At 74.4% G+C, this 26,172-nt stretch carries 13 protein-coding genes and 1 pseudogene; 8 read left to right on the top strand and 6 right to left on the bottom strand.

Annotation, left to right across the window (positions count from 1 at the left end):
* The first annotated feature begins 75 nt into the window (after window positions 1-75).
* Window positions 76-3,144 carry an amino acid adenylation domain-containing protein gene (locus tag ACFWYW_RS31780; protein WP_379617939.1) on the top strand — a complete coding sequence of 1,023 codons (3,069 nt, stop codon included), beginning with the start codon at window positions 76-78 and terminating at the stop codon, window positions 3,142-3,144.
* 50 nt (window positions 3,145-3,194) lie between these two features.
* Here the strand turns inward: ACFWYW_RS31780 and ACFWYW_RS31785 are convergent, their stop codons facing one another.
* On the bottom strand, window positions 3,195-4,406 hold the full coding sequence (locus tag ACFWYW_RS31785; protein ID WP_379617937.1) for a helix-turn-helix domain-containing protein: 1,212 nt from the start codon (window positions 4,404-4,406) through the stop codon (window positions 3,195-3,197).
* A 581-nt stretch (window positions 4,407-4,987) separates the two neighbouring features.
* Between ACFWYW_RS31785 and ACFWYW_RS31790 the strand changes: the two are divergent.
* A pseudogene (locus ACFWYW_RS31790) lies at window positions 4,988-5,314 on the top strand (HAD family hydrolase); the annotation flags it as partial.
* 69 nt (window positions 5,315-5,383) lie between these two features.
* Entirely contained in the window at window positions 5,384-5,692 is a 309-nt protein-coding gene (locus ACFWYW_RS31795) for a hypothetical protein (protein WP_379617935.1), read from the top strand.
* Between the two features lie 248 nt (window positions 5,693-5,940).
* Here the strand turns inward: ACFWYW_RS31795 and ACFWYW_RS31800 are convergent, their stop codons facing one another.
* Genes ACFWYW_RS31800 through ACFWYW_RS31820 form a run of 5 tightly spaced genes read right to left on the bottom strand, consistent with a single transcriptional unit; the run spans window position 5,941 to window position 13,022 of the window.
* Window positions 5,941-6,615, bottom strand: coding sequence for a TetR/AcrR family transcriptional regulator (locus ACFWYW_RS31800; protein ID WP_379617933.1), 675 nt, complete (start codon window positions 6,613-6,615; stop codon window positions 5,941-5,943).
* Between the two features lie 14 nt (window positions 6,616-6,629).
* Window positions 6,630-8,342, bottom strand: coding sequence for an ABC transporter ATP-binding protein (locus tag ACFWYW_RS31805; protein ID WP_379617931.1), 1,713 nt, complete (start codon window positions 8,340-8,342; stop codon window positions 6,630-6,632).
* A complete protein-coding gene (locus ACFWYW_RS31810) occupies window positions 8,339-10,099 on the bottom strand; it encodes an ABC transporter ATP-binding protein (RefSeq protein ID WP_379617929.1) in 1,761 nt (586 codons plus the stop codon). Before ACFWYW_RS31810 ends, ACFWYW_RS31805 begins: the two co-directional genes overlap by 4 nt.
* Window positions 10,096-11,472, bottom strand: coding sequence for an isochorismate synthase MenF (locus tag ACFWYW_RS31815; protein WP_379617927.1), 1,377 nt, complete (start codon window positions 11,470-11,472; stop codon window positions 10,096-10,098). Before ACFWYW_RS31815 ends, ACFWYW_RS31810 begins: the two co-directional genes overlap by 4 nt.
* Complete coding sequence (locus tag ACFWYW_RS31820) at window positions 11,472-13,022, bottom strand: (2,3-dihydroxybenzoyl)adenylate synthase (protein ID WP_379617925.1); 1,551 nt, start codon at window positions 13,020-13,022, stop codon at window positions 11,472-11,474. The genes ACFWYW_RS31815 and ACFWYW_RS31820 overlap by 1 nt, the downstream gene beginning before the upstream one ends.
* Before the next feature lie 142 nt (window positions 13,023-13,164).
* Between ACFWYW_RS31820 and ACFWYW_RS31825 the strand changes: the two genes are divergently transcribed.
* The 5 genes from ACFWYW_RS31825 (at window position 13,165) to ACFWYW_RS31845 (ending at window position 26,162) form a co-directional block, all read left to right on the top strand.
* Entirely contained in the window at window positions 13,165-18,024 is a 4,860-nt protein-coding gene (locus tag ACFWYW_RS31825) for an amino acid adenylation domain-containing protein (RefSeq protein ID WP_379617923.1), read from the top strand.
* 68 nt (window positions 18,025-18,092) lie between these two features.
* Complete coding sequence (locus ACFWYW_RS31830) at window positions 18,093-23,411, top strand: amino acid adenylation domain-containing protein (protein WP_379617921.1); 5,319 nt, start codon at window positions 18,093-18,095, stop codon at window positions 23,409-23,411.
* Window positions 23,408-24,403 carry a saccharopine dehydrogenase gene (locus ACFWYW_RS31835; RefSeq protein WP_379641133.1) on the top strand — a complete coding sequence of 332 codons (996 nt, stop codon included), beginning with the start codon at window positions 23,408-23,410 and terminating at the stop codon, window positions 24,401-24,403. The genes ACFWYW_RS31830 and ACFWYW_RS31835 overlap by 4 nt, the downstream gene beginning before the upstream one ends.
* The gene (locus tag ACFWYW_RS31840; protein ID WP_379617917.1) at window positions 24,400-25,434 is read left to right on the top strand and encodes a Gfo/Idh/MocA family oxidoreductase; all 1,035 of its coding nucleotides are present in this window, start codon (window positions 24,400-24,402) and stop codon (window positions 25,432-25,434) included. The genes ACFWYW_RS31835 and ACFWYW_RS31840 overlap by 4 nt, the downstream gene beginning before the upstream one ends.
* Window positions 25,431-26,162 carry a thioesterase II family protein gene (locus tag ACFWYW_RS31845; RefSeq protein WP_379617915.1) on the top strand — a complete coding sequence of 244 codons (732 nt, stop codon included), beginning with the start codon at window positions 25,431-25,433 and terminating at the stop codon, window positions 26,160-26,162. The genes ACFWYW_RS31840 and ACFWYW_RS31845 overlap by 4 nt, the downstream gene beginning before the upstream one ends.
* Window positions 26,163-26,172: the final 10 nt, after the last annotated feature.

Raw genomic sequence — 26,172 nt, forward strand, 5'->3', positions numbered from 1 at the left:
TCCCGGAACTGTCGGGCAACAGCTTGCCTGATTTGCCAACCATATGGCAATCTTTTGACAAGAATGGTGAGGGGAGTGGAAACCGTGCAGCCAGATTCGAGCTGGACGACGGGGCGCCCGTGCGCCTCGCTCAGCGAAGGCCTGCACGAGGTGCTCGCGCGGACGGCACTGTCACGACCGGACGCGCCCGCCTTGGTGTCGGGACACACCACCGTGACGTACGGCGAGCTCAACCGGACCGCCGACGCGTGGGCGGCCCGGCTGGCGGAGGCCGGAGTGACCAGGGGCGCCCGCGTGCCCATCCTGCTGCCGAGAAGCATCGAGCTGGTGACCGCGCTGCTGGCCGTACTGAAGACGGGGGCCGCCTACGCGCTGCTCGACCCCGCCTGGCCCGCGCGCCGCCTCGCCGAGGTGACCGAGGACCTGGCCGCCGGGCTGGTGGTGTGCTGGCCGGACGCCGGCTGCCCCGACCTCGGGTTGCCGGTGTGGTCGCCGCCGGACGGGCCGGTCACCGTACCGGACGGGTACCGGCCCGCCGCCGTCGGCGGCGGCGACCCCGCGTGCGTCTTCTTCACCTCGGGCACGACGGGGCGGCCCAAGGGCGTGCTCACCCCGCACTGGGCCACGGCCCGGCTCTTCCAGCACGACGGGTTCGCCCGCTTCGGCGCCCACACGGTGATGCCGCTGGCCGCGCCGGCCCCATGGGACGCCTTCTCGCTGGAACTGTGGTCGGTGCTGCTGAACGGCGGCACCTCGCTGATCATCGAGGAGCCCTACCTGTCGGCGGCCTGCCTGCGCGCGGCCGTCGAGACCCACGGCACGGACACGGTCTGGCTCACCAGCAGCCTGTTCAACATGATCGTCGACGAGGACGTCGACGCCTTCCACGGCCTGCGCCAGGTCATGATCGGCGGCGAGCGGCTGTCGGCCGGGCACGTGGCCAGGTTCGTCGGCAGGCACCCGGTGATCGTGCTGCTCAACGGCTACGGTCCCGTCGAGAGCACCGTCTTCGCCACCACCCATCGCGTCACCGCCGCCGACTGCGAACGCCCCGGCGGCATCCCGCTCGGCCGCCCGGTCCCCGGCACCCAGGTGCACGTCCTGGACGGCATCCGCCCCTGCGCCGTGGGGGAGACCGGCGAGATCTGCATCGCCGGGGAGGGCCTGGCCCTCGGCTACCTCGGCGACGAGGAGCTCACCCGCGCGAGGTTCACCCACGTGCGGGTCGGCGGCCGCCGCACCCGCGTCTACCGCACCGGCGACCTCGGCGTCTGGAGCCCCGACGGCCTGCTGCACTTCCGCGGCCGCGCCGACCGCCAGGTCAAGATCCGCGGCCACCGTATCGAGCCCGCCGAGATCGAGCGCCAGATCGAACGCCTCCTCCCCGCGGTACGGCACTGCCGCGTGCTGCCCCGGCCCGGCGACGGTGGCGCCGCCCGCGACCTGGTGGCGTTCTGCGTGCCGGAAACCCCCGGCGACCCGCTCGACGCGGCACTCGGCGCCCTGAACCTGGTCCTTGCCCCCTACCACCGCCCCGCCGCCGTGGTGAGCGTGCCCGCCTTCCCGGTGACCGAACGCGGCAAGCTCGACGAGCGCGCCCTCCTCTCCATGGCGCCGGACAGCGCGGCCCAAGCCGGACCCGGCATCGAGGCGGCCTCCGACGATCCCGTCGACCGGCTCGTGGCCGCCGTCTTCGGCGAGGTCCTCGGCAGGCAGGACGTCCCCCGCGACGTCCCCCTGGTCGAGCTGGGCGGTGACTCGCTGGCCGCCGGGCGGATCTGCGCCCGGCTGTCGGCCCGCCTGGAGCGGCCCGTCCCCGTCTCGCGCGTCTACCGCCACCCCACCGCCGCCGCCCTGGCCGCCTGGCTGCGCTCCACCGAGGGCCAGGACGGCCGGGACGGCGCCCCGGCCGCCTGCGACGTCGTCCCCCTGACCCCCGTGCAGGCCGGCTACCTGACCAGGCACCTGGACTCGCCCGGCGACCGCACCGCCCACTGCCTGCTCACCTGGATCGTCGAGGGCGAGCTGGACCGCGCCGCCCTGGAGGCGGCCGTGGCCGCCGTGCACCGCAGGCACGAGCCGCTGCGCGCCGTCTACCTGCCCGACCCGAGGCCCGCCGCCTGGACCTCGCCCGACATCCCGCCCCCACCCCTGGAGGTGCTCCCGGCGCGGCCGGACGCCGAGAGCGCCGTCCGCGCGTTACGCGCCGCCCTGGCCGGCCCGCTGGAGCTGACCGGCGGCGAGGTGTGGCGCACCGCGCTGGTCCCCGTGGCGCCGGACCTGGCCGTCTTCGGCGCCGCCGTCCACCACATCGCCTTCGACGGCTGGTCGGAGTCCGTCCTGGCCGCCGACCTGGCCGACGCCTACAACCACGGCCACTGCGGCCCCGCGCCGCGCCAACGCCGCCACCCGGTCCCCGCCGGCCTCGACGAGCACAGCGACTACCTGCTCGAAGAACTCTCCGCGGTCCCCGAACTGCGCTGGCCCGCCGACGAGGTGGACCCGCTGGCCCGCGGCCCCCGCCACCTGGAGAGCCCGCTGGCCCCCGCCGTCGTGGCCGGGGTCGACGAACTGGCCGCCCGGCTCGGCGTCACGCGCTTCGCCGCGCTGCTCGCGCTGTGCGCGAGCAGCCTGGCCGAGGTGACCGGCCAGCGCGACTTCGCCGTCGGCGTCCCCATCGCCCAGAGGTACGGCGCGGCGCTCGACCGGGCCGTCGGCTGCCACATCAACATGCTCTGCGTCCGCCTGCGCGGCAGCGCGCTGGACGGCGGCACGGCCGCGGTGAGGGAGACCGGGAACGCCGTCGCCCGCGCGTTCGCCGCCCAGGACGTGCCCTTCCCCGAGGTGCTGCGGCTGGTGAATCCGCCGCGCACCGGCCGCCCGCCTATCTACCAGACGCTCTTCGCCCTGCAGGACAACGCGCCCGCCGGGCTCGCGCTGAGCGGGCTCAGGACGGCGTTCGTGCGGCAGCCGTACCTGGAACTGCCGGTTGAGCTGCATACGGAGCTGTGGCCGCGCGAGGACGGCGGCCTGCGGATGGTCGTCTCCTACCGGCCGCGGACCGTCGCGGAGAGCACCGCCGAGGAGTTCGCCAAGCGCTTCACCGACCGCCTCCACACCATCCCCTCAGCAGCCCGGCCCTAACGCGCCGCGGCGGGGCCGGTCGGGCTGGGCGCTTTCGCCGGAGTCAACGGTCAGGCCTTGCTGTAGAGCGTGGTGGCCAGGATCTTCCAGATCTCGGCCGCCAGTTCGACGTTGAGCGCCTCCTGTGCCTGCGTGGCCAGGGTACGCAGCGCGGTGTTGCCCTCCTCGACCTGGCCGTCGAGGATGAGCAACTGGCTGCGCAACGCCTGGAACCGGATGCGGTCGCGGAAGGACAGCAGCAGCTCGCCCGCCTCGCCGATCCGCTCGACCAGCTCGCGGGCCTGCTCGATCCGGCCGTCCTCGAAGGCCAGGTGGGCGCGGAGCGTGAGCAGCTGCTGCTGGTGCAGGTCGGTGCCGACCAGGGCGAGCACCGGGCCGACCTCGTCCAGCCTGGCCGCGGCCCGGTCGGTCAGCGGCGGGGTGATCTGCAGGTAGAGCGAGGCGGCGGCCAGCCGCAGCCGCATCCACAGCTGCAGGTCGCCCCGGCTGTCGAGGCCCTGCAACGCGCGCTCCAGGGCCTGCTGTGCGCCGGAGTAGTCGCCCTGCCGGATGCGTACGGTGGCCGAGGCCCACAGCGCCTTGATGAACAGTGTGCCGCCGGCCTGCTCCGTCACCTCGCACAACTCGTCGGCGTGGGCTCTGGCCTCGGCCAGCCGGCCGGCCTCCGCCTCGGCCGAGACCAGCGCCTGGAGCGCGCCGGCCCGGTCGGCGGTGGACAGGTCGGGGGAGAGCGTGTAGGCCTCGTGGGCGTAGTCGCGAGCCCGGGTGTTGTCGCCGAGGGCCTGCACACACCGCGACAGCTCGGTGCGCGAGCGGGCGCGCAGCTCGGGCGAGCCCAGGCTGTCGCTCAGCGCGACCAGCTCACCCAGGAGCTCCAGCTCCTCGTCGTGGTGGCCCTGGCCGCCGCGGATGCGGGCGAGCAGCCACATCGCCTGCCAGGTCAGGGCCGGGTTGAGACGGTCGTCGGCGCGCAGGGCGTCGGCCAGGGCCTCGCCCGGGTCGCCGGTCTCCTCCGCTGAGGTCACCGAGGCCAGCACCTGGGCCAGCGACTGCGGTTCGTGCGCGGCGTCGAAGGCCGACACCGGCACGCCGAGGCGCACGGCCAGGTGCTCGACGACGCGGGCGGTGGGCGGGCGGGCGCCGGACTCCAGCCGGGAGAGATAGCCGGTGGACAGCCCGCCGGCGGCGAGCGCGGCCTGAGACAGCCCGCGTTCGAGACGGAGCGCCCTGAGGCGATGGCCGAAGGCCGGTTGAGCGAGCATTCCTTCTCTCAGCAGACATTATGAGGCGTGTGCATTGTGTCAGAAACTAATCACATTGTGCCAGAAATGGCAACGTGATGTCGGTCATCGATGACGGGATGTGACCTTGGCAACACGCTGCAATGGGCGCATGCTGCCGCACACGGATGCTGCAGGGGTGGTGGTATGCCGGTAAATGTGTAAGTCATGACACTCGCGGGGATAGCAGGGGCTTCGCTGGCGATTGCCGGTCTTTGTGGAGTACGCGCGGTCGCCTTCGACTTTAACGGCACCATCACCAGCGACGGCGAACTGCAATATCTCGTCTACGCCGAAACCGCCGCCGCCGAGCTGGGGGTGGAGCTCGACCGGCCCTTTCCTCCGCGCCCGGCTCGGCGGCCTGAGCGACCGGGACCTGTTCCATGAGATCCATCGGGCCTTCCGCCTGCGGCCACCGGCGCCCGAACAGCTCGAACGGCTCGGCCGGGCCCGCCTGGCGCGTTACCTGGCTCGCCTGCGCACGGTGTCGCCGGTCCGGCCCGACGCGGCCGTCCTGATCCGGCGCCTATCCGTCCACGTGCCGCCGGCCCCTCGTCGCCGGCGGCCCGCGCGCCGAGGTGGAGCCCGTGCCGGCGCTCGCGGGACTCACGCACCTGTTCGCGACCGTGTTGACGCGCGAGGACGTCACGCACGGAAAACCACACCCGGAGGGATATATCACGGCGATGGAGCGCCTCGCCGAAATAGTCCCGAGGTTGCGCCCCGAAGACATCGTTGTCTTCGAGGATTCGGCGCTTGGAATTTCGGCCGCCGGAGCCGCCGGAATGCGCACCGTGTCCGTTCACCCCGCTGCCGGAAAGCACGCCGACCTGATGTGCACGGCCATGGACGAAATGGAGTTGGCACGAGAGGGACGGACAATTGGCTGACCTGAAGCAGAGCGTCGCGGTCATCTATCACCCGAGCCGGGAAACGGCCGCCAAGGCGCTCGCCGCGCAGTGCGCGGAGCTTTCACCCCGGCTCGTCGCCGGCCCCGGCCCCACCGGCCGCCCAGCCCTCCGCGCGCCACCGGCCGAGCCTGGGCCGCCTGCCCCGCCGAGGCCACCCACCACCTGGTCCTGCGGGACGACGTGGTGCTCGCCAAGGACTTCGCCGCGCACCTGAAGGCGGCCGTACGGCAGCGCCCCGGCCACGGCATCGCCCTCCACGTCAACCGCGACAGCCCGCGCAACTCCTACCTGTTCGCCCGCATCACGGCCGTGCGGGCGGCACTGACCACCCAGGACCGCATCGCCTACGCGGTCTGACCCCAGCCCCGGCCACCCTGGGTGTCCCGCGCCACCCGGAAACCCGCTGGCATCCGCGCAAACTCGGGGAAAGCATGTGGCGGCCTCGAACGCGCCGAACCTTCAGAGGGCTCGGCAGCGCTGCGGATGGGCGCGACGGTTTCGGAGGTGCCGCCGCCGGGAGCGGGTTCGGTGGCGGGGATCCGGGGAGCGGGAGCGGTTGCCGGGCCGTAGGAAGGGCGGCGGCTTTCAAGGGTCGTGAAGGGGGATCAGGTGGGGGTGTCGGGGGCGAGGGAGGCGGTGATGCCGTCCAGGACGAGGGTGAGTTTGCGGTCGAACCAGATCGCCGCCGGTTCGTTGAGGGCGGCGCGCATCAGGGCCTCGATCTCGGGTCCCACCCCCTCCGCCCACGCGTCCGCCGTCGCCACCCGTACCGGCCCGTCCGCCGCGGGCCGGTCCATCTGCTGCCCCCGCCCGAACACGTCCACCGTCAGGTCGAAGACCGTGTCCACCGCGAGGAAGGCCCGCTCCGGCGTGAACCCGCACGACACGAGCAGCCGCACCGCCGCCCCGAACCGCACCATGATCTGCGAGGGAAAGCGTGTCAGCCGCAGGAACTCCTGGATGAGCCCCGGGTGCGCGTCCAGCAGCCGCCAGATCGCCCACGCCTGCTCGCGCAGGTCGGCCCGCCAGTCGCCGGTGGGCCGCGGCCACTCGGCCCGCTGCATGGCCCGGTCGATGGCCAGGATGACGAGCTCCTGCCGGTCGGTCACGTGCCGGTAGAGGGCGGAGTGGCTGACGTGCAGGCGCTCGCCCACGGTGGCCAGCGTCAGGTTGTCGAAGCCGACGGCCAGGGCGGCGTCGGCGATGGCCGGGCGTGTGATGCGGGGCGGCCGCCCGCGGGGGCGGCCGAGTACTCGCCACTGGGGTCGTTCCTCGGCCATGGCCCCATTGTCCCTTACGCGCGCCCGGCCAGCCTCCACCCCTGTGCCCGCGAGCGTTCCCGCCAGAACGCCGCGTAGCGCCCGTCGCGCGCGAGCAGTTCGCCGTGGGTGCCGAGCTCGGCCACCCGCCCGGCCTCCAGGACCACGATCTGGTCGGCGCGCGCGATCGTCTGCAGCCGGTGCGCGATGACCAGCAGCGTGCGCTCGCGGGCCAGCGCCGACAGGGCGTCCACGAGCGCCGCCTCGTTCTCAGGGTCGAGCGCGGCGGTGGCCTCGTCGAGCAGCACGATCGGGGCGTCCTTGAGCAGGGCGCGGGCGATGGAGACGCGCTGGCGTTCGCCTCCGGACAGGGTGGCGCCGCCCTCGCCGACCCGGGTCTGCCAGCCGCCGGGCAGCCGCTCGACGATCTCGTCCACGCGCGCCGCGCGCCCGGCCGCGCGTACCTCCTCGTCGGTGGCGGCGGGGCGGCCGAGGCGGATGTTGTCCTCGACGCTGCCCTCGAAGAGGTAGACGTCCTGGAACACCATGGAGACCATGCCCATCAGCCGCTCGGTGGACAGCTCGCGCACGTCCTGGCCGCCGACGCGTACGGTTCCCGAGCCGGTGTCCCAGAAGCGGGCGATGAGCCGGGTGAGCGTGGTCTTGCCCGAGCCGGACGGGCCGACGAGGGCGGTCATGGTGCCGGGGGCGACGGTGAAGGAGACCTCGTGCAGGACGGGCGCGTCGCCGTAGGAGAAGCCGACATCCTCCAGCTCGACCGACGGTACGGCGGGCTCCTTCGGCGAGCCGGGCTCGGGCAGCGCGGGCGTGTCCAGGAGCTCGTTGACGCGCGCGAGGCTGCCCCGCGCCAGCCGCAGTTCGGCGCCCACGTCCGCGGCGGCCAGCAGCGGTTCGGTGAAGCGCACGGCGAGGACGAGCACCCCGGCCAGTTCCGGCACGTCCACCGAGCCGCCGAGCGCGAGTGCGCACCCGGCGATCAGCGTGACGGTGAAGGCGAGCTGCACCGACAGCGCGACCGCGCCGAGGCCGGGCAGCGCGGTGCCGAGCAGCCTGCGCAGGGCGGTGCGCTGCTGGGAGAGCGCCTGGTCCAGCAGTTCGAAGCCCTCGCTGGTACGGCCGAAGGCGCGCAGCACCGCCTGCTGCTGGGCGAACTCCACAACCCGGTCCCCGGCCTCGGCGGCGGCGTCGTGCATGGCGGCGTCGTTGCGCTGCACGAGCGTGGCGGTCCAGCGGAAGGCCAGCCAGATCAGCGGCGCCGTGGCCAGCGCGGCCAGGGCCAGCCGCCAGTCGAAGAAGAGCATGCAGACCAGGACGGTCGCCGGCGTCACGACCGCGGTCGCGAGCACCTGCATGAGGTGGGCGGGCACGCTCATGACGTCCATGACGCCCTTGCCCGCCAGTTGCCCGAGCCGGCCCACGCGGTCGCCGCTGAACCAGCCGACGGGCAGCGTGGCCACGTGGTCGCCGATGCGGTGGAACAGGCCGCGCATGGCCGACAGGCCGACGGCGTAGCCGTACCGTGACTGGATGTAGTGCGCGACGGCGGTGGCGGCGACGACGGCGGCGAAGACGGCCAGCCAGCCCGTCGCGGGCTGCCCGCCGAGCAGCGCCCGCAGGACCGGCACGAGCAGCGCGAACGTCAGCCCTTGCAGGACGGCGTAGACGGCGGTGATGACGAGCTGCCGCCGGAAGCTCGCGCCCAGGAGGGCGGTGAGGCTGCGGATCATCGGACGACCTCCTCGTCGTGGGTCCAGTCGCGTTCGCTCGCGCGGGCGTAGGCGGCCCACTGGCGGGCGTAGGGTCCGTCCTGGGCCAGCAGGTCCGCGTGCACCCCGCGCTCGCCCACGGCGCCGCCGTCGAGCACGAGGATCTGGCCGGCTCCGGTGATCGTGGACAGCCGGTGCGCGATGACCAGGAGCGTGCGCCCGGCGACCAGGGTCGACAGGGCGTCCTGGATGGCCGACTCCGACTCGGGGTCGGCGAACGCGGTGGCCTCGTCGAGCACCAGGATGGGCGCGTCGGCCAGCAGCGCGCGGGCGATCGAGACCCGCTGGGCCTCGCCGCCGGACAGGTGGGCGTCCTCGCCGATCACCGAGTCGTAGCCGCGCGGCAGGGCCACGATGCGATCGTGGATCTGCGCCGCCCTGGCCGCCCGCTCGATCTCCTCCGCGCTCGCGCCGGGGCGGCCGAGCGCGATGTTGGCGGCGACGGGGGCGCGCAGCAGCTGCACGTCCTGGAAGACGAAACCCACGTGCCGGTAGAGCTGGTCGGAGCCGATCGCCCGCACGTCCTGCCCGCCGATGAGGACGGCGCCCTCGGTGACGTCGTGGAAGCGGGGCAGCAGCTTGGCCAGCGTCGACTTGCCCGACCCCGACGGGCCGACCAGCGCGGTGACCGTGCCCGGCTCCATGACCAGGTCGATCCCGCGCAGCACCTGGGTCTCGCCGTCGTAGGAGAAGCCCACACCGCGGAACTCCACCCGGTGGCCCTCCGGCGCGACCGGCTCCTCCGGCTCGGGCAGGACCGGGCTGTCCAGCAGCGCGGCGACCTTCCCAGCCGACTCCGCCGCCCTGCGCAGCCGCATCGAGCCCATGTCGAGCGTCAGGAACGGCGCGGTCAGCCCCACGCCGACCAGCGCGAACGGCAGCACGTCCGGCGCGGCCAGCCAGCCCTGCGAGACGAACAGCGCGCCGCCGGCCAGCACGACGAGCAGCATCGTCGGCGGCGAGATCAGCGCCATGCTGAGCCCGCTGAGCCGCAGCATCGGCCGTACCCAGGCGCCGAAGAAGTCGGCGAAGTCGTCCACCGCCTCGGCGAAGCGCCGGTAGGAGCGCTGGGTCTGCCCGAACGTCTTGATCACCGCGATGCCGCGCACGAACTCGACGACCGCCGCGTTGATCCGTTCGTTCGCCTCCGCCCAGCGGGTCATCTGCTCGCCGAACCCGCGCATCATCACCGCGAAGGCCACCGCGAACAGCGGCACCGGCAGCAGCGTGACCAGCGTGAGCCGCCAGTCCACGGTCAGCAGGTACGCCAGCGCCGCCAGCGGCGTCACCACGGCCGCAAGCAGGTCGAGCAGCGCGTGCGCGACCAGGTGGTGCATCTCCCTGACATCGTCCTGCACGGCCTTCTTGACCTGGCCGGAGTTGCGGTCGGTGAACCAGCCGAGCGGCACCCTGGCCAGGTGCGCGGCCATCCGCCTGCGCAGGTGCAGCTGCAGGTCGGCGTCGGCGAAGTGCATGATCGCGCCGGCCGCGCCGAAGGTGAGGAAGCGCACCAGCAGGCCGCCGATCGCCACCGCCGCGATGGCCCAGACCCGCCCTCCGTCGGGCGGGCCCGGCGCCAGCAGTTCCCTGGCCAGCTCCGCCACGCACACGAACGGCACCAGCGCCGACACCGCGTACACCACCTGCAGCGCCGACGCCGCCACCACCCGGCCGCGGATCGGCGCCATGAGCTCCATCAGCGCCGCGCGATCGCTCATCGGGGGCCTCCCTGATCGTTGAGGAGTGCGGACAGCATGGGGCGGAACTTCAGCCACGTCTCGGCCAGCTCCCGCTCCGGGTCGGAGCCGGCGACGATGCCGCAGCCGGCGAAGAGGGTCGCGACGGCACCGTCGAGCAGCGCCGAGCGCAGCGCGACCGCGAAGTCGCCCTCGTGGTCGGCGTTCACCCAGCCGATCGGGCCGGCGTACCAGCCCCGGTCGAACCGCTCGGCCGCGCGCAGCCAGCCGAGCGCCTGCTCGCGGGGGTGGCCGCCGACGGCGGGCGTCGGATGCAGCCGCTCCACGAGGTCGAGCACGCCGGTCGTCTCCGGGTCGGCGATCCGGCCGCGCACCCGGCTGTGCAGGTGCCGTACGTGCGGCAGGTCGAGCACCTCCGGCTCGTCCGGCGCCTCCACCTCATGGCACACCTCGGCCAGCGCGCCGCGCAGCATGTCGGTGACGATGGCCTGCTCGCGCCGGCACTTGGCGTCGCCGAGCAGCTCCGCGCGCAGCCGGGCGTCGTCGCCGCCGGTGCTCCCGCGCGGCAGCGTGGCGGCCAGGCTCATCGTCTCGGCCCGCCCGCCGCGCACCGCCACCAGCCGCTCGGGGGTGGCGCCGGCGAAGGTCCGCGTGCCGGTCCCGGCCGCGAAGACGGTGGTGCCGGGCTGGGCGCCGACGAGCGTGTGCAGCAGCCCGCCCAGGTCCGGCGGGTACGGCAGGCCTACCCGCAGCCGGCGGGCGAGCACGACCTTGCTGAACCGGCCCGCCTCGATCTGGCCGACGGCCCGCGCCACCATCGCCTTCCACTCCTCGGCCGTGGGCACCTCCTCGATCGCGGCGCCGGTGACCGGGAGCGGCGGGCAGGGCCGTACGACGGGGCCGGCCAGCCAGCTGACGGCGCGCCAGGCCGTACGGGCGGCATCGTCCTCGACGCCGTGGACCGGATCGGCGCGGGCGGCCAGGCACAGCGTGGCCGGGCCGTGGGCGCGCTGCGCGACCAGCACGCGCGGCACCCACATGAGCGAGCCGGGGCCCTCGTCGAAGGAGAACGCGCCCACCAGCGCGGGCGTGGCGCGCGAGCCGGGGCCGCCGCCGACCATCGTGCGCGCGGTCCGCTCCCACGCCTGGCGCACCTCGGCGAAGCGGTTCCTGCCCTCGGCGGGGAAGGCGATCGCGCGGTCCATGGCCAGGATCGTGAGGTCCCCCGATGACCAGAAGAACGTGCTGCGCGACGGCGCGGACGGCAGCAGCGGCTCCACCCGCTCGATCTCCTCGCGCCACAGGGCCAGGACGGGGTGCCCGGCGTTCCTGGCCTCGGCCGCGGCCTTGGCGCAGATCTCCTCGAACCCTGTCTCCTTGAATTCGGCGTGCATCAGCCGACCATGGCGGTCAGGGCTTTTTTGCTGACCTTGCCGAGAGGGGTGAGGGGGAACTCCGCCATGATCCACAGCCGGTCGGGCACCTTGAAGGCGGCCAGCCCGCGCTCGTGCAGGAACGCGGCCAGCTCGGCCAGCGTCGGCGGCTCGCCGCGCGGCACCACGCAGGCGCAGCCACGCTCGCCGAGCACCTCGTCGGGCACGCCGACCAGCGCGACCTGGCGGACCTTCGGGTGGGCGAGCAGGTGGTTCTCGACCTCCTCTGCCGCGATCTTGTCGCCGCCCCGGTTGATCTGGTCCTTCACCCGGCCCTCGAAGACCACGTGGCCGGTCGGCAGCAGGCGGACCAGGTCGCCGGTGCGGTAGAAGCCGTCGGAGGTGAAGGACTGCGCGTTGTGCTCGGGGGAGCGGTAGTAGCCGCGGATCGTGTAGGGGCCGCGGGCCAGCAGCTGCCCGATCTCGCCCGGCGGCACGTCCGCGTCATCCTCGTCGACCACGCGCATCTCGTCGGCCGGTGAGACCGGCAGCCCCTGGCTGACCAGCACCACCTCGGGCGGATCGGCGGGCCGGTGGAAGCCGCACAACCCCTCGGCCATGCCGAACGCCTGCTGCAGGCGGCAGCCGAGCGCGGGCTCGACCCGGGTGGCCAGCTCGTCGCTCAGCTTGGAGCCGCCGATCGTGACCCGCCGCAGGCTCGACAGGTCGTGCTCGCCCCACTCGGCGGCCTCCATCCAGAGCAGCGCGACGCCGGGCACGAGCCCGGTCTCGGTGACGCCCTCCCGCTCGACCAGCGGGAACGTCTCGTCGGGGCTCGGCCCGGAGGCCAGCACGAGCGTGCCGCCGGCGTGGACGGTGGCCAGCAGGCCGTGGGTCAGCGGCCAGTTGTGGCCCAGCGGCAGGCTCACCAGGTGAACCGTGCTCGCGTCGTAGTCACAGGCCTCGGCCACGGCCCGCCCGCTGTAGGCCCACTCCTGGTGGGTGCGGGGGACCAGCTTGGGCACGCCCGTGGTGCCGCCCGACAGCAGGAACAGCGCCACGTCCGCCGGGTCGGGCCGGGGCAGCTCGACCGGCTCGGCCTCCGGGATCGCGGTCAGCACGTGCCTGAGCGCGGGCAGGTCCGCGCGGACCTCCTCGGCGAGCTCCCGGTACTCGGGCTCGTCGGGGATGACGTACGCGGCCGCGCCGGTGAACGCGCAGAAGTACCCGATCTCGCTGGAGCGATGGGCGGGCAGCGCGAACACCGGCAGCGCGCCGAGCCGGAACAGCCCGAAGATCAGCGCGACGAAGCCGGCGGTGTTGGGGAGCTGGACCACGACCCGGTCGCCCGGCCCGATGCCCAGCGCGAGCAGTCCGGCCGCGACCCGGTCGGCGCGGGCGTCCAGTTCCGCGTAGGTGTATCTCTCCTGTCCCACGACCAGGGCGGGCCGCTCGCCGCGCTCGCGCGCACGGGCGCGCAACATCTCGCCCAGCGTCTCGTCTTTCCAGTACCCGGCGGCGCGGTATCGCTCCGCGAACTCCTCCGGCCAGGGCACGCACCCGTCCAGCACAGAACCCGTCCTCTCGCCCGATGTCTACGGGGTTCCCGATTTTGTTACAGGGAGTCTTGATTAGGCAAGGGTTACCTAACTATTGTCGCGGTGGCCCCGGCAAGCTGACCGATAAGGGAAATCTGTGCTGTCTTTGGAGTCCATGCGTGCCGACATCGCGGCGCAGCTCGACATCTCCCCCTCCGTCATCTCCGACGACGCCGACCTGATCGGCCTCGGCCTGGACTCGCTGCGCGCCATGCGGCTGGCCGGCCGATGGCGGCGGGCCGGCGCCCGCATCGCCTTCGCCGACCTGGCCGGGGAGACCACGCTGGCCGCCTGGTGGGCCCTGGTCTCCACCCGCCTGAGCGCGCCGCCTGCCGCCGCCGCCCCGCCCGTCGACGAGGGCGCGCCGTTCCCGCTGACGCCCGTCCAGCTCGCGTACGCGATCGGGCGGGCCGACGGGCAGGTGCTCGGCGGCGTGGGCTGCCACGCCTACCTCGAGTTCGACGGCCGCGACGTCGAGCCGGAGCGGCTGGAGGCGGCCGTGCGCGCGCTCGTGCGCCGCCACGGGATGCTGCGCGCGGTCTTCCACGACGACGGCACCCAGCGGATCACCGAGACCGGCGCCTGGCCGGGACTGACCGTCTACTCCTCCGGGGCCGAGAGCGTGCGCGCCGAGCTGTCGCACCGCCGCTTCGACGCCGCGCGCGGCGAGCTGTTCGACGTACGGCTGTCGCTGCTGCCCGGCGGAGCCACGCGGGTCCACGTCGAGGTCGACTTCCTGGCCGCCGACGTGCTCGGCCTGCAGATCTTCCTGCGCGACCTGGCCAGGCTCTACCTCGGCCGCGACCTGCCCGGCCTGGACTGCTCCTTCCCCCGCTACCTGGCCGCCAGGCCCGCGCCGCCGGAGCCCGACCGGCTCTACTGGGAGGGCCGCCTGGCCGAGCTGCCCGGCCCGCCCCAGCTCCCGCTCGCCACCGACCCGGCCGCGATCACCGCGCCGCGCTTCGTACGCCGCGAGCGCTGGCTCGACCTCGACACCTGGAAGCTGCTCAAGGAGCAGGCCCGCGAGCACGGCCTGACCCCGGCCATGGTCCTGGCCACCGCCTACAGCGAGGTGCTGGCCGCCTGGAGCGCCGAGCCGCGCTTCCTGCTGAACGTGCCGCTGTTCGACCGCGACGAGACCGTGCACCCGTCCGTGCCGCACCTGGTGGCCGACTTCACCAACCTCATCCTGCTGGAGGCCGACCTCACCGAGGGGGAGTCGTTCGCCGGCCGCGCGCGGGCCCTGCAACGGCGCTTCCGCGCCGACGCCCGCCACACCGGGCACTCCGGCGTGGACGTGCTGCGGGAGCTGGCCAAGCGGGGCAGCCCGGCGGCGGCGCCCGTCGTCTTCGCCTGCAACCTGGGCACCGAGCTGATCGCGCCCGAGGTGCGCGAGGCGTTCGGCGAGCCCGGCTGGATGATCACCCAGACGCCGCAGGTCTGGCTCGACCACCAGATCAACGAGTACGACCACGGGCTCCACCTGGCCTGGGACGCCGTCGAGGAGCTGTTCGCGCCCGGCGTGCTCGACGCCATGTTCGGCGCCTATGGGGCGTTGCTTGAGCATCTGGCGCGGGCCGACTGGTCGGTTCCTTCGCCCCTGCCGCTGCCGGAGGATCAGCGCAGGGTGCGGCAGGTGGTCAACGACACGGCGGGAGCCGTACCGGAGGGGCTACTTCACGACGCGTTCTTCGAGCGGGCCGCCGGCGAGCCCGCCCGCACGGCCCTCGCCGGCGACTTCGGCGCGGCCACCTACGGCGAGCTGGCCGCCGACGCCCTGCTGGTGGCCGGACGGCTGCGCGCGCAGGGGGTACGGCCGGGCGACGCGGTGGCCGTGACCCTGCCCAAGGGGCCGGGGCAGGTGGCGGCGGTGCTCGGCGTGCTGGCCGCGGGCGGCGTGTACGTGCCGGTCGGCGTCGAGCAGCCGCCCGCCCGGCGCGAGCGCATCCTCACCCGGTCGGCCGCCGCGCACGTCATCGACGCCGCCTGGCCGCAGACGCCCGCCGATCCCCTGCCCGCGCCCGTGCGGGTGGATCCGGGTTCGTCGGCGTACGTCATCTTCACCTCCGGCTCCACCGGCGAGCCCAAGGGCGTGGAGGTCGCCCACCGGGCGGCCCTGAACACGGTCACCGACATCGGCGAGCGCTACGGCGTCGGCCCCGGCGACCGGGTGCTCGCCCTGTCCGCCCTCGACTTCGACCTGTCGGTCTACGACCTGTTCGGCGTCCTCGGCGCGGGCGGCACGCTCGTGCTCGTCGAGGAGGACCAGCGCCGCGACGCCCAGGCCTGGGCCCGCCTGTGCGCCGAGCACGGCGTCACCCTCTGGAACACCGTGCCGACCCTCCTGGACATGCTGCTCGTCACCGCCGCCGAGCTGCCGCCGTCGCTGCGCCTGGCGCTGGTCTCCGGCGACTGGGTCGGACTCGACCTGCCCGGCCGCCTCGCCGCCCAGAGCGGCGGACGCTGCCGCCTGGTCGCCCTCGGCGGCGCCACCGAGGCCGCCATCTGGTCGAACGCGCACGACGTCACCGGCGTACCGCCCCACTGGACCTCCATCCCGTACGGCCGGCCGCTGCGCAACCAGCGCTACCGTGTCGCGGGCCCCGCCGGCGCCGACCGCCCCGACTGGGTGCCCGGCGAGCTGTGGATCGGCGGCGTCGGCCTGGCCACCGCCTACCGCGGCGACCCCGAGACCACGGCCGCCCGCTTCGTCGAGCACGACGGCGAGCGCTGGTACCGCACCGGCGACCTCGGCCGCTACTGGCCCGACGGCACCCTGGAGTTCCTGGGCCGGACCGACCAGCAGGTCAAGATCCGCGGCCACCGCATCGAGCTGGGCGAGGTCGAGGCGGCGCTGGAGTCGCACCCGGGAGTCGCCCGCGCCGTCGCGGTCGCCACCGGCCCCCGCACTCACCGCCACCTCCACGCCTTCGCCCTGGCGACCGGCACCGGGCTGACGGAGGAGGACCTGCGCACCCACGCGGCGGACCTGCTGCCCGGCCACTCCGTCCCGTCGGCCGTCACCCTGGTGGAGAGCCTCCCGCTGACCGCCAACGGCAAGGTCGACAGAGGAGCCCTGGCGGCCCTCGCGCGCCGGCCCGTACCGGATGGGAAGGCGGACGGGCAGGCTCCGGAGGGTCCGGTGGAGGAGACGGTCGCCGCGATCTGGGCCGACCTCCTGGAGGTGCCCGAGGTGAGCAGGGACTCCGGGTTCTTCGCCCTGGGCGGCGACTCCCTGCTGGCCACCCGCCTGATCGCCCGCCTGCGCGCGGCCGGGATCGCCGACGCCAAGCTCAGCGTCCTGTTCCAGCGCCCCACCCTGAGCGCCTTCGCGGCCACCCTCACCCTCGGCGACGCGGCGGGGCTCGCCCCCGAGATCCGCGCGGACGAGGAGCACCGCCACACCCCGTTCCCGCCCACCGAGGTTCAGCGCGCCTACTGGCTGGGCCGGGCCGGGCACTTCACCCTGGGCGGCGTCGGCTGCCACTTCTACACCGAGTACGACGGCGACATCGACCTCGACCGCCTGGAAGAGGCCTGGAACCGCCTGATCGCCCGCCACCCGATGCTGCGCGTCGTCTTCGACGCCGACGGCCTGCAGCGGGTCCTGCCCGAGGTGCCGCGCTTCACGATCAGGCGCGAGGACTCCGTGGACGACCTGCGCGAGCGCATGTCCCACCAGGTCCTCGACCCCGCCGTCTGGCCGCTGTTCGACGCCCGCGCCGTCACCCACGAGCAGGGTGTACGGCTCGGCGTCAGCTTCGACAACATCGCCATGGACGCCCTCAGCACCATGGTCTTCCTCAGCGAGCTCGACCGCCTCTACCACGACCCCGACGCCCCGCTGCCCCCGGTCGAGGTCACCTTCCGCGACTACCTCCTCGCCCAGCACCCCGACCCCGCCGTCTTCGAACGGGCCAAGGACTACTGGTCGGCCCGCCTGCCCGGCCTGCCGCCCGCGCCGCGCCTGCCGCTGGCGACGCGGCCGGAGGAGGTGGAGCGGCCGAGGTTCGCGCGCCGCGAGGCCAGGCTGCCCGCCCGGCTGTGGCGGCTGGTCGGCGGGCTGGCGCGGGGACACGACCTGACGCCGTCCACGGTGCTGGCGGCGGCGTTCGGCGAGGTGCTGGGGGCGTGGAGCGGGCAGCGCGAGCTGACGCTGAACCTGACCCTGTTCGACCGGCGCGAGGCGCACCCGCACATCCACCGGGTCCTCGGCGACTTCACCTCGCTCATGCTGGTCGCCCACCGCGCGGGCGGCGGCTGGCTGGAGGGGGCGCGCGGGCTGCAGGAGGAGGTGTGGCGCGGGCTTGAGCACGGCGAGGTGTCGGCCGTGTGGGTCATGCGCGAACTGGCCCGCCGGGCCGCCGCCGCGGCCATGACCATGCCCGTGGTGTTCACCAGCACGCTCGGCGTCGCCGACCCGTCGCTGACCGCGGGGCCGTCCTTCGCCCGCCCGGTGTGGGGCGTCTCGCAGACGCCGCAGGTGTGGCTCGACTGCCAGGTGGGCGAGGTGGACGGCGAGCTCCTGGTCCGCTGGGACGCCGTTGAGTCCCTCTTCCCGCCCGGCGCCCTGGACACCGCCTTCACCACCTATCTGCGGGTGCTGGAGTGGCTGGCCACCGCCGACTGGACCACCCCACCGGACCCCCTCTCCCACTACGCCACCGGCACGGCCGACACGCTTCCGGCGGGCGGCGACGCGCCGCCGGAGGCGGCCGGGCACGAGGCGGGGGCGCCGCGCGGCGGGCTGGAGGCGGAGCTGGCCGCCGTCTGGGCGGAACTGCTGGGCACGTCCGTCACGGACCGGGCGGACAACTTCTTCGCGCTGGGCGGCGACTCGCTGCTGGCCACGCGGATGGCGGCGATCGCCGCCGAGCGGCTGGGCGTGGAGGTGCCGCTGCGGCGCTTCTTCGCCGACCCGACGCTCGCCGGGTGCGCGCGGGCCATGGACGACATCGAGGAGGGGACGCTGTGAGAGGTGGGGACCTCGTGAGTGGAGGGGACGTCGTGAACGGTGGCGGCGCCGTGAGTGGAGGGGACGTCGTGAGCGGGCCGCCTGCCGTGCACGAGCTGATCGCCGAGCTGGAGACGGCGGGGATCAGGCTGTGGGAGGACGACGGGCGGCTGCGGTTCCGCGCGCCGAAGGGCGCGCTGACGCCCGAGCGGCGCGCGGCGGTGCAGGCCGTCAAGGGGGAGATCCTGGAGGTCCTGCGGCGCGAGGCCGCGGCGGAGGTGCTGACGGAAGATCCGGCGGGGCGCTTCGAGCCGTTCCCGCTGACGGACGTGCAGCAGGCCTACCTGCTGGGGCGCAACGACGCGTTCGGGTTCGGCGGGGTCGCCTGTCACGGGTACGTGGAGGTGACCTTCGCCGAGCTGGACCCGGTGCGGGCGCAGGCGGCGTGGCGGGCGCTGATCGAGCGGCACGACATGCTGCGGGCCGTGGTGCACGCCGACGGCTACCAGCAGGTGCTGCCGGAGGTGCCCGATTACGAGATCCGGGTGACGGATCTGCGCGGGGTGGATCCCGGGGCGGCGATCGCGGCGATCCGCGAGGAGATGGGGCACACCGTCTACCCGGCGGGGGCGTGGCCGCTGTTCGAGCTGCGGATCACGCTGACGGACGAAGGTGCGGTCCTGCACGCCTCCATTGATCTTCTTATTTCGGACTATGTCAGCATTCAGGTGCTTTTGAGGGAGTTCCAGGGGCTGCATGATGATCCGGAGGCGGGGCTGCCCGCCGTACCGGTGAGTTTCCGTGACTGTGTGCTGGCGCTGCGGGCGCGGCGGGAGAGCACCCGCTACGAGCGTGACCGCGCCTACTGGCAGGCCCGGCTGGACGACCTGCCCGCCGCGCCCGAGCTGCCCGCGCTGAGCGGTGCGCCGGGGCGGTTCCGGCGGTGGGAGAGCGTGGTCGGGGCCCAGGTCTGGGCGGCGGTGCGGGAGCGCGCCTCCGGGCAGGGGGTTACGGCGTCGCAGGCCGTACTGGCCGCCTATGCCGAGGTCGTCGGCCGGTGGAGCCGCCGTCCGCGCTTCACGCTCAACCTCACCCTGCTCGACCGGCCCGAGCTGCACCCCGGCATCGGCGGAGTGGTCGGCGACTTCACCTCGCTCAACCTCCTGGCCGTCGACACCACGCCCGGCGCCACGTTCGGCGAGCGCGCCAGGGCCGTCGGGCAGCAGCTCTTCGACGACCTGGAGCACCGGCGGCACACCGGCATCGAGGTCATCAGGGAGCTTGCCAGGCGGCGGGGACGGGCCGCCAGCCTGATGCCGGTCGTGTTCACCAGCGCCATCGGGCTCGGCCAGGACGAGGCGGAGCGCGGGCGGCCCGGCTACGGCATCAGCCAGACGCCTCAGGTGTGGATCGACTGCCAGGTCAAGGAGCACCAAGGCGAACTGCTGGTCAACTGGGACGTCCGCGAGGGAATCCTGCCGGACGGGGTGGTGGACGACATGTTCGCCGCGTTCACCGGCCTGCTGCCGCGGCTGGCCGCGCCGGAGACCTGGGCGGCGTACTCGCCCGTGGACCTGCCCCCGGCCCAGCGCCGGCGGCGGGACGAGGCGAACGCCACCGCGGCCCCGCTGCCCGAGGGCCTGCTCCACGAGCCGTTCCTGCGCCAGGCCGCGCGGGCGCCCGGTCGCATCGCCGTGATCACCCCGGCGGAGCGGGTGACCTATGGTGAGCTGCTGCGCAGGGCCACCGAGGTGGCCGGGGCGCTGAAGGAGCGCGGCCTGACGCCGGGCGAGACCGTGGCGGTGGCCATGGACAAGGGCGTCGAGCAGGTGGCCGCCGTCATCGGCACGTTGCTGGCGGGCGGCGTCTACCTGCCCCTCGACACCACCCAGCCCCAGGCCCGCCGCGACCGGATCCTCGTCGACGCCGGAGCCCGCCTGGTCCTGCTCCCCACCGCCCCGGCCGCGGCCACCGGGAACATCGGCGCCGTCGCCAACACCCCGCGCGAACCCGACGACGCCGCCTACGTGATCTACACCTCCGGCTCCACCGGCACGCCCAAGGGCGTCGTGGTCAGCCACCGGGCCGCCCGCAACACCCTCGACGACATCACCGCCCGCTTCGGCGTCCACGAGGAGGACCGCGTCCTGGGCCTGGCCGCCCTCGGCTTCGACCTGTCCGTCTACGACGTCTTCGGCACGCTGGCCACCGGCGCCGCCCTCGTGCTGCCCGACCCGGCCCGCAGGGGCGACCCCGCCCACTGGGCCGCCTGCGTCGCCGAGCACGATGTCACCGTGTGGAACTCGGTGCCCGCCCAGCTCCAGATGCTCCAGCACTACCTGGACGCCGAGCCCGCGCTCGACCTGCCGTCCCTGCGGCTCGGGCTGCTGTCCGGCGACTGGATCCCGCTCACCCTGCCCGGCCTCGTACGCGGCAGGCTGCCCGGATTCCGCCTCGTCAGCCTGGGCGGCGCCACCGAGGCGGCCGTCTGGTCGATCTTCCACCCGATCGACGGCGAACCGCCGGGCTGGCCCAGCGTCCCGTACGGCAGGCCGCTGGCCAACCAGAGCTTCCACGTCCTCGACCCGGCGATGCGCCCGTGCCCCGACTGGGTGCCGGGCGAGCTGTACATCGGCGGCGCCGGGCTCGCGCTCGGCTACCGGGCCGACGAGGAGAGAACGGCCGAGCGGTTCGTCCACCACGGCGGCGAGCGCCTCTACCGGACCGGCGACCTGGGCCGCTACCGGCCCGACGGGAACATCGAGTTCCTGGGCCGCGAGGACCTCCAGGTCAAGGTGCGCGGCCACCGCATCGAGCTGGCCGAGGTGGAGGCGGCGCTGCTGGCCCACCCGTCGCTGGCCGCCGCGGCCGTCATCGCCGACGGCGACGGGCCGATGGAGCGCCGCCTGCTGGGGTTCGCGCAGGCCGTACGGAAGCAGGACGACGAGCAGGCCCCGCTGCCCGCCCCGCCCGCCGCCGAGCGCGTGGACACCGGCGCGGTGGTCGAGGTGGCCGCCACGCTGGAGGAGATCGCCATGACCGCGATGGCCGCCGCGCTGCGCGCGGCCGGCCTGTTCGGCGACACAGACCACGACACAGGCGTTCAGGAGACGGGCGGGCAGGAGACGGGTGGGCGGGGCGCGGGCCATGACGTGAAGGAGGTGCTGGAGCGGGCCGGGGTCGTGCCCCGCCACCACGGGCTGATCCGGCGCTGGCTGGCCGCGCTGCACGAGCGCGGACGCCTGGACCTGGACCCGGTGACCGGCCGCTACCACCGCCTGCGCGAAGGGCCCGCCCTGGACGCGGCCTGGCGGCGGGTCGAGGAGCTCACCAAGGATCTCGACTACGGCGACGAGCTGATCGCCTTCCTCAGGCAGGGCACCGCCAGCCTGCCCGAGCTGATGCGGGGCGAGCTGGAGGCCAGGGACCTGCTCTTCCCCGAGGCCGCCACCCGCACCGCCGAGGGCGCCTACCGCGACAACGTCCTGAGCCGCTACGTCAACGGCGTGGCCAGGCATGTCCTCGGCCACCTCGCCGGCGAGCACGCGCAGCGCGGGAGGGGAGCGCTGCGCGTGCTCGAGGTGGGCGCGGGCGTGGGCGGCACCAGCGCCGAGCTCATCCCGGAGCTGGCGGGACACGATGTGGACTACCTGTTCACCGACCTGTCCCGCTTCTTCCTGGACGAGGCGGCCGAGCGCTTCGCCGCGCACCCGTGGGTCCGCTACGGGATCTTCGACCTGAACGCCGGCCACCGCGCGCAGGGGCTGGAGCCGAACACGTTCGAGGTCGTGGTGGCGGCGAACGTCCTGCACAACGCGCACGACCGGGCGGATGTCCTGGCCCGCTTCCGCGAGCTGCTCACGCCGGGCGGCTGGCTGGTGTTCATCGAGACCACGCGCGACCACGCGCAGATCATGGCCTCGATGGAGTTCCTCATGGACCCGCACGACCGGCCCAGGACGTTCACCACCCGCGAGGAGTGGCTGGCGCTGATCGAGGAGGCCGGCGCCACCGCCTACGCCTGCCTGCCCGGCCAGGACGAGCCGCTGGCGGCGCTCGGGCAGTGCGTGTTCGCCGCCCGCTTCCCGGCCGACCGCGCCGTGGTCGACCCGGCGGAGCTGCGCGCCTTCCTGGCCGAGCGGCTGCCCGAGTACATGATCCCGGCCACCGTCCAGGTCGTGGACACGCTGCCGCTGACCGGAAACGGCAAGCTCGACCGGGCCGCGCTGGCCGCCCTCGTACCCGGCCGCGCCGGACCGGCGGCCACCGCGGGCGAGGCGCCGCGCGACGAGCTGGAGCGCGGCCTCGCCGCCCTGTGGGCGGAGGTGCTCGGCCTGCCCGAGGTCGGCCGCGACCAGGACTTCTTCCTGCTCGGCGGTGACTCGCTGCTGGTCACCAAGCTGGCCGGGCGGATCAGGGAGACGCTGGCGCCCGGCCTCTACTGGGACAGCCTGGTCAGGCGGCTCATCAACCAGCCGACCGTGGCGGCGCTGGCCGTACACCTGAGGGAGGAGCAGGAGGATCGGGAGCGCGGCACGACGACGGCCTCGCCGCTGGTCAGGCTGGCCGAGGGGAGCGGCGCGACCCGGGTGCTGGTCCACGACGGCTCCGGCACGCTGGCCCCCTACCGCGCGCTGATCCGCGAACTCGACGACGGCGCGCCCCTCGTCGGCCTCGCCGTCGCCGACCTCGCCGGATACCTGGAGCTGGACCCGGCCACCGCGGTCGGGACGCTCGCCGCCGCCTACGCCCGCCACCTGCTCAAGGACGGCGCCACCCGCTTCGAGGTGATCGGCTACTGCATGGGCGGCCTGATCGCCACCGAGCTGGCCCGCCACCTCACCGAGAGCGGCGCGCGCGTCGAGCGGCTCACCGTGATCAGCAGCTCCCGCTTCCCCTACCGCGTCGAGGACGATCTCATGATCGAGTACGGCTTCGCACAGGCCAGTGGCATCGACCCGGCCCGCCTGGGCTACCCGCCGCTCGACCTGGCCGGGGCCCTGCGCGAGGTGCTGGCCGGCTCGCCCGGCCTGGTCGGGCAGGGCGCGCTCGCCCGGCTGGACGGGGAGACCGGCCGCGCCTTCTCCGCCCTGGCCGACACGCCGCGCGAGGAGCGCGTGGCCGCCCTGTCCCGCGAGGCGGGCACGGACGTGGACGGCGCGCTGCGCGTCTTCAGCCAGAGCTTCGCCGCCGTCACCCGCTACGACCCCGAGCCGTACGCGGGCGACCTGACCTTCCTGCGCCAGCGCGGCGTCACGAACCTGGTGCCGACCCTGCAGGACGACATGACCGCCTTCTGGCGCGAGCTGTGCCTGGGCCGCCTGACCGTCGAGGACGTCGACGGCGACCACTTCACCTGCCTCGACCCCGCCCACGCCGCCGCCGTCGCCCGCAGGATCGCCCGGTGATCGGCGTGCTGGGCGCGTCGGGCGCCGTCGGCCGTACCGTCGCCGCCCTGCTGGATGACCACGAGGTCCGCCGGGGCAGCAGGTCGGGCGGCACCGATGCCTTCGACCCGGACGCGCTGGCCGCCTTCTGCGCGGGCTGCCGCGTCGTGGTCAACTGCGCGGGCCCCTCGCACCGGCTGGGCGACCGCGTCGCGCGCGCCGCCTTCGCGGCGGGCGCGGACTACGTCGACGCCGCCGGCGACGACCCGTTACACGACCTGCTCACCCGATCCGGTACGGCCGGCCGCACCGCGTTCGTCTCGGCCGGGATGCTGCCCGGCCTGTCCGGCCTGCTCCCGCGCCTGCTGGCCGAGCCGGGCACGGCCGCCCGCCTGGACGTCTTCACCGGCGGCCGTGACCGGCTCACCCCGGCCGCGGCCGAGGACGTCCTGCTGTCCGGCGGGTACGGGGAGGCGCTGGCCGCCTGGCGCGGCGGTGTACGGGTCTCGCGGGCGCTGAGCCCGGCCGAGCAGGTGGAGCTGCCGTACTTCCCCGAGCGGGTGAACCTGCACCCCTACCTGACCACCGAGGCGGAGCGGGTGGCACGCCGGCTCGGGGTGGGGGAGTCGCGCTGGTACACGGTGACCTCGCGGGAGCGGGTGCTGGCGCTCGCGCAGGGATCGGCCGCCGACCTGGAGCGGGCCGCGGCTCTCGAACTTGCGGGACGTACACCGTACTATGTCATGCTTTTTCAAGGGAGTGATGCTCAGGGGGGCATCCGCACTCTCGCCCTGCGCACCACGGACACCTCCGCGCTCACCGCGGCCGTCGCCGCACACGCGGCGCGCACGGTCCTGGCCGGCGGGCCGGGACCGGGCACGCACTACGCGGCGGACGTGCTCGATCCCGCGGCCGTGCTGAGCGCGATCGCGCCCGTGGCCCAGGCCGAGCTGAGCACGACGGTCGCGCCCCTGGACCCGCACGCTCCGCCGATCGAGGAGGGCGAGCTGTGAAGCGGATCGTGGTCTGCGGCACCACGTTCGGCCAGGTCTACCTGGACGCGCTGCGCGAGGGGCCGTTCGAGCTGACCGGCATCCTGGCCAAGGGCGGCGCCAGGTCGGCCGCCCGCGCCCGCGAGCACGGCGTCCCGCTGCTCACCCGCCCCGATCAGGTGCCCGAGGTGGCCGACGCCGCCTGCGTCGTCGTGCGCTCGGGCGTCGTCGGCGGCGACGGCACGGAACTGACCGCGGCGCTGCTGGAACAGGGCGTGCACGTGCTCCAGGAGCACCCCGTGCACCCCGACGAGCTGGCCCGCGTATTGCGCACCGCCAGGTCGGCCGGGGTCGTGCACCACCTCAACACCCTCTACCCGCACCTGGAACCGGTCCGCCGCTTCGTCGAGGCCGCTCGCAGGCTGCGCGCCCTCCAGCAGCCGCTGTACGTGGACGCCGCCTGCAGCGTGCACGTCGCCTACGCCCTGCTCGACATCCTCGGGCAGGCGCTCGGCTCGCCGCGTCCCTGGTCGTTCGCCGCGGCCACGCCCGGCGCGCCGTTCACCAGCGTCAGCGGCGGCTTCGGCGGCGTGCCGCTCACGCTGCGCGTGCAGAACCAGGTCGCCCCCAACGACCCCGACGCGCACCTGCACCTGCTGCACCGCATCACGCTCGGCACCGAGGGCGGCAGCCTCACGCTGGTCAACACCCACGGCCCGCTGGTGTGGAGCCCCCGCATGTACGTCGGCCGCGAGGACGACGGCCGCTTCGCCACCGGCGGCCCCGGCCTGGAGCTGCCCAGCGCCACCGTGCTCGGGCCCGCCGAGGCGCCCGCCTTCCGCGACATCGTCACCCGCCTGTGGCCGGAAGGGGTACGGCGGGCGCTGACCGGCCTGCACGACGCCGTCACCGGCGACGGCGACCCCCTGAGCCAGGGCCAGTACCACCTGGCGCTGGGCCGCGCCTGGCTCGACCTGACCCGGACCATCGGCCGCCCCGACCTGCTCACGCAGGAACCGCCCAGGCCGCTGGCCGCCGAGGAGATCGTATGAACCCCTTCCACTGCTACGACGTCCGCCCCGGCGCCGCGCTGCGCGTGTTCTGCTTCCCGCACGCCGGAGGCAGCGCCGCGTTCTTCCGCCTGTGGCATCGCGGCACGCCCGGGGCCGAGGTGCGCGCCGTGCAGTACCCGGGCCGGGCCGACCGCTCCGGCGAGCCGTTCGCCGAGAGCGTCGCCCTGCTGGCCAAGCAGGTCGCCGAGGCGATGACGCCGCTGCTCGACCGGCCCGCCGTGCTCTTCGGGCACAGCCTCGGCGCGCTCGTCGCCTACGAGAGCGCCCGCGAGCTGCGCACCCGCGGGCGGGGCGTCGCCGCCCTCGTCGTGTCCGGACGGCACGCCGCCCACGAACGGCTGGCCGTCAGCGCCCACCTGGGTTCCGACGACGAGCTGGCCGCCGAGCTGGGCAGGCTCGGCGGCTCCGACCCGGAACTGCTGGAGGATCCGGTGATCAGGGAGCTGGTGCTGCCGGCCGTACGGAACGACTACCGGCTGGAGGAGACCTACCGGCACCGCCACGACGCCCCGCTCGACTGCCCCGTCCTCGCCCTCGTCGGCGCGGACGACCCCGAGGTGAGCGCCGAGCAGGCCGCGCGCTGGGCCGAGCTGACCAGCGGCGGCTTCACCCTGCGCACCCTGCCCGGCGACCACTTCTACCTGCAGGACCGGCGGGAGGACGTCATGCGGGCCGTGCTCGCCGCCGCGCCGCCGTCCACTCCTTGAGGAGCACCAC

Source organism: Nonomuraea sp. NPDC059023 (assembly GCF_042740095.1).
Lineage (GTDB): Bacteria > Actinomycetota > Actinomycetes > Streptosporangiales > Streptosporangiaceae > Nonomuraea.

What these genes read in the sequence shown, in the direction of transcription:
- ACFWYW_RS31785 (WP_379617937.1), bottom strand. Translation starts at nt 4,406, where the DNA reads ATGCTCGCTCAACCGGCCTTCGGCCATCGCCTCAGGGCGCTCCGTCTC.
- ACFWYW_RS31800 (WP_379617933.1), bottom strand. Translation starts at nt 6,615, where the DNA reads ATGGCCGAGGAACGACCCCAGTGGCGAGTACTCGGCCGCCCCCGCGGG.
- ACFWYW_RS31805 (WP_379617931.1), bottom strand. Translation starts at nt 8,342, where the DNA reads ATGATCCGCAGCCTCACCGCCCTCCTGGGCGCGAGCTTCCGGCGGCAG.
- ACFWYW_RS31810 (WP_379617929.1), bottom strand. Translation starts at nt 10,099, where the DNA reads ATGAGCGATCGCGCGGCGCTGATGGAGCTCATGGCGCCGATCCGCGGC.
- ACFWYW_RS31815 (WP_379617927.1), bottom strand. Translation starts at nt 11,472, where the DNA reads ATGCACGCCGAATTCAAGGAGACAGGGTTCGAGGAGATCTGCGCCAAG.
- ACFWYW_RS31825 (WP_379617923.1), top strand. Translation starts at nt 13,165, where the DNA reads ATGCGTGCCGACATCGCGGCGCAGCTCGACATCTCCCCCTCCGTCATC.
- ACFWYW_RS31845 (WP_379617915.1), top strand. Translation starts at nt 25,431, where the DNA reads ATGAACCCCTTCCACTGCTACGACGTCCGCCCCGGCGCCGCGCTGCGC.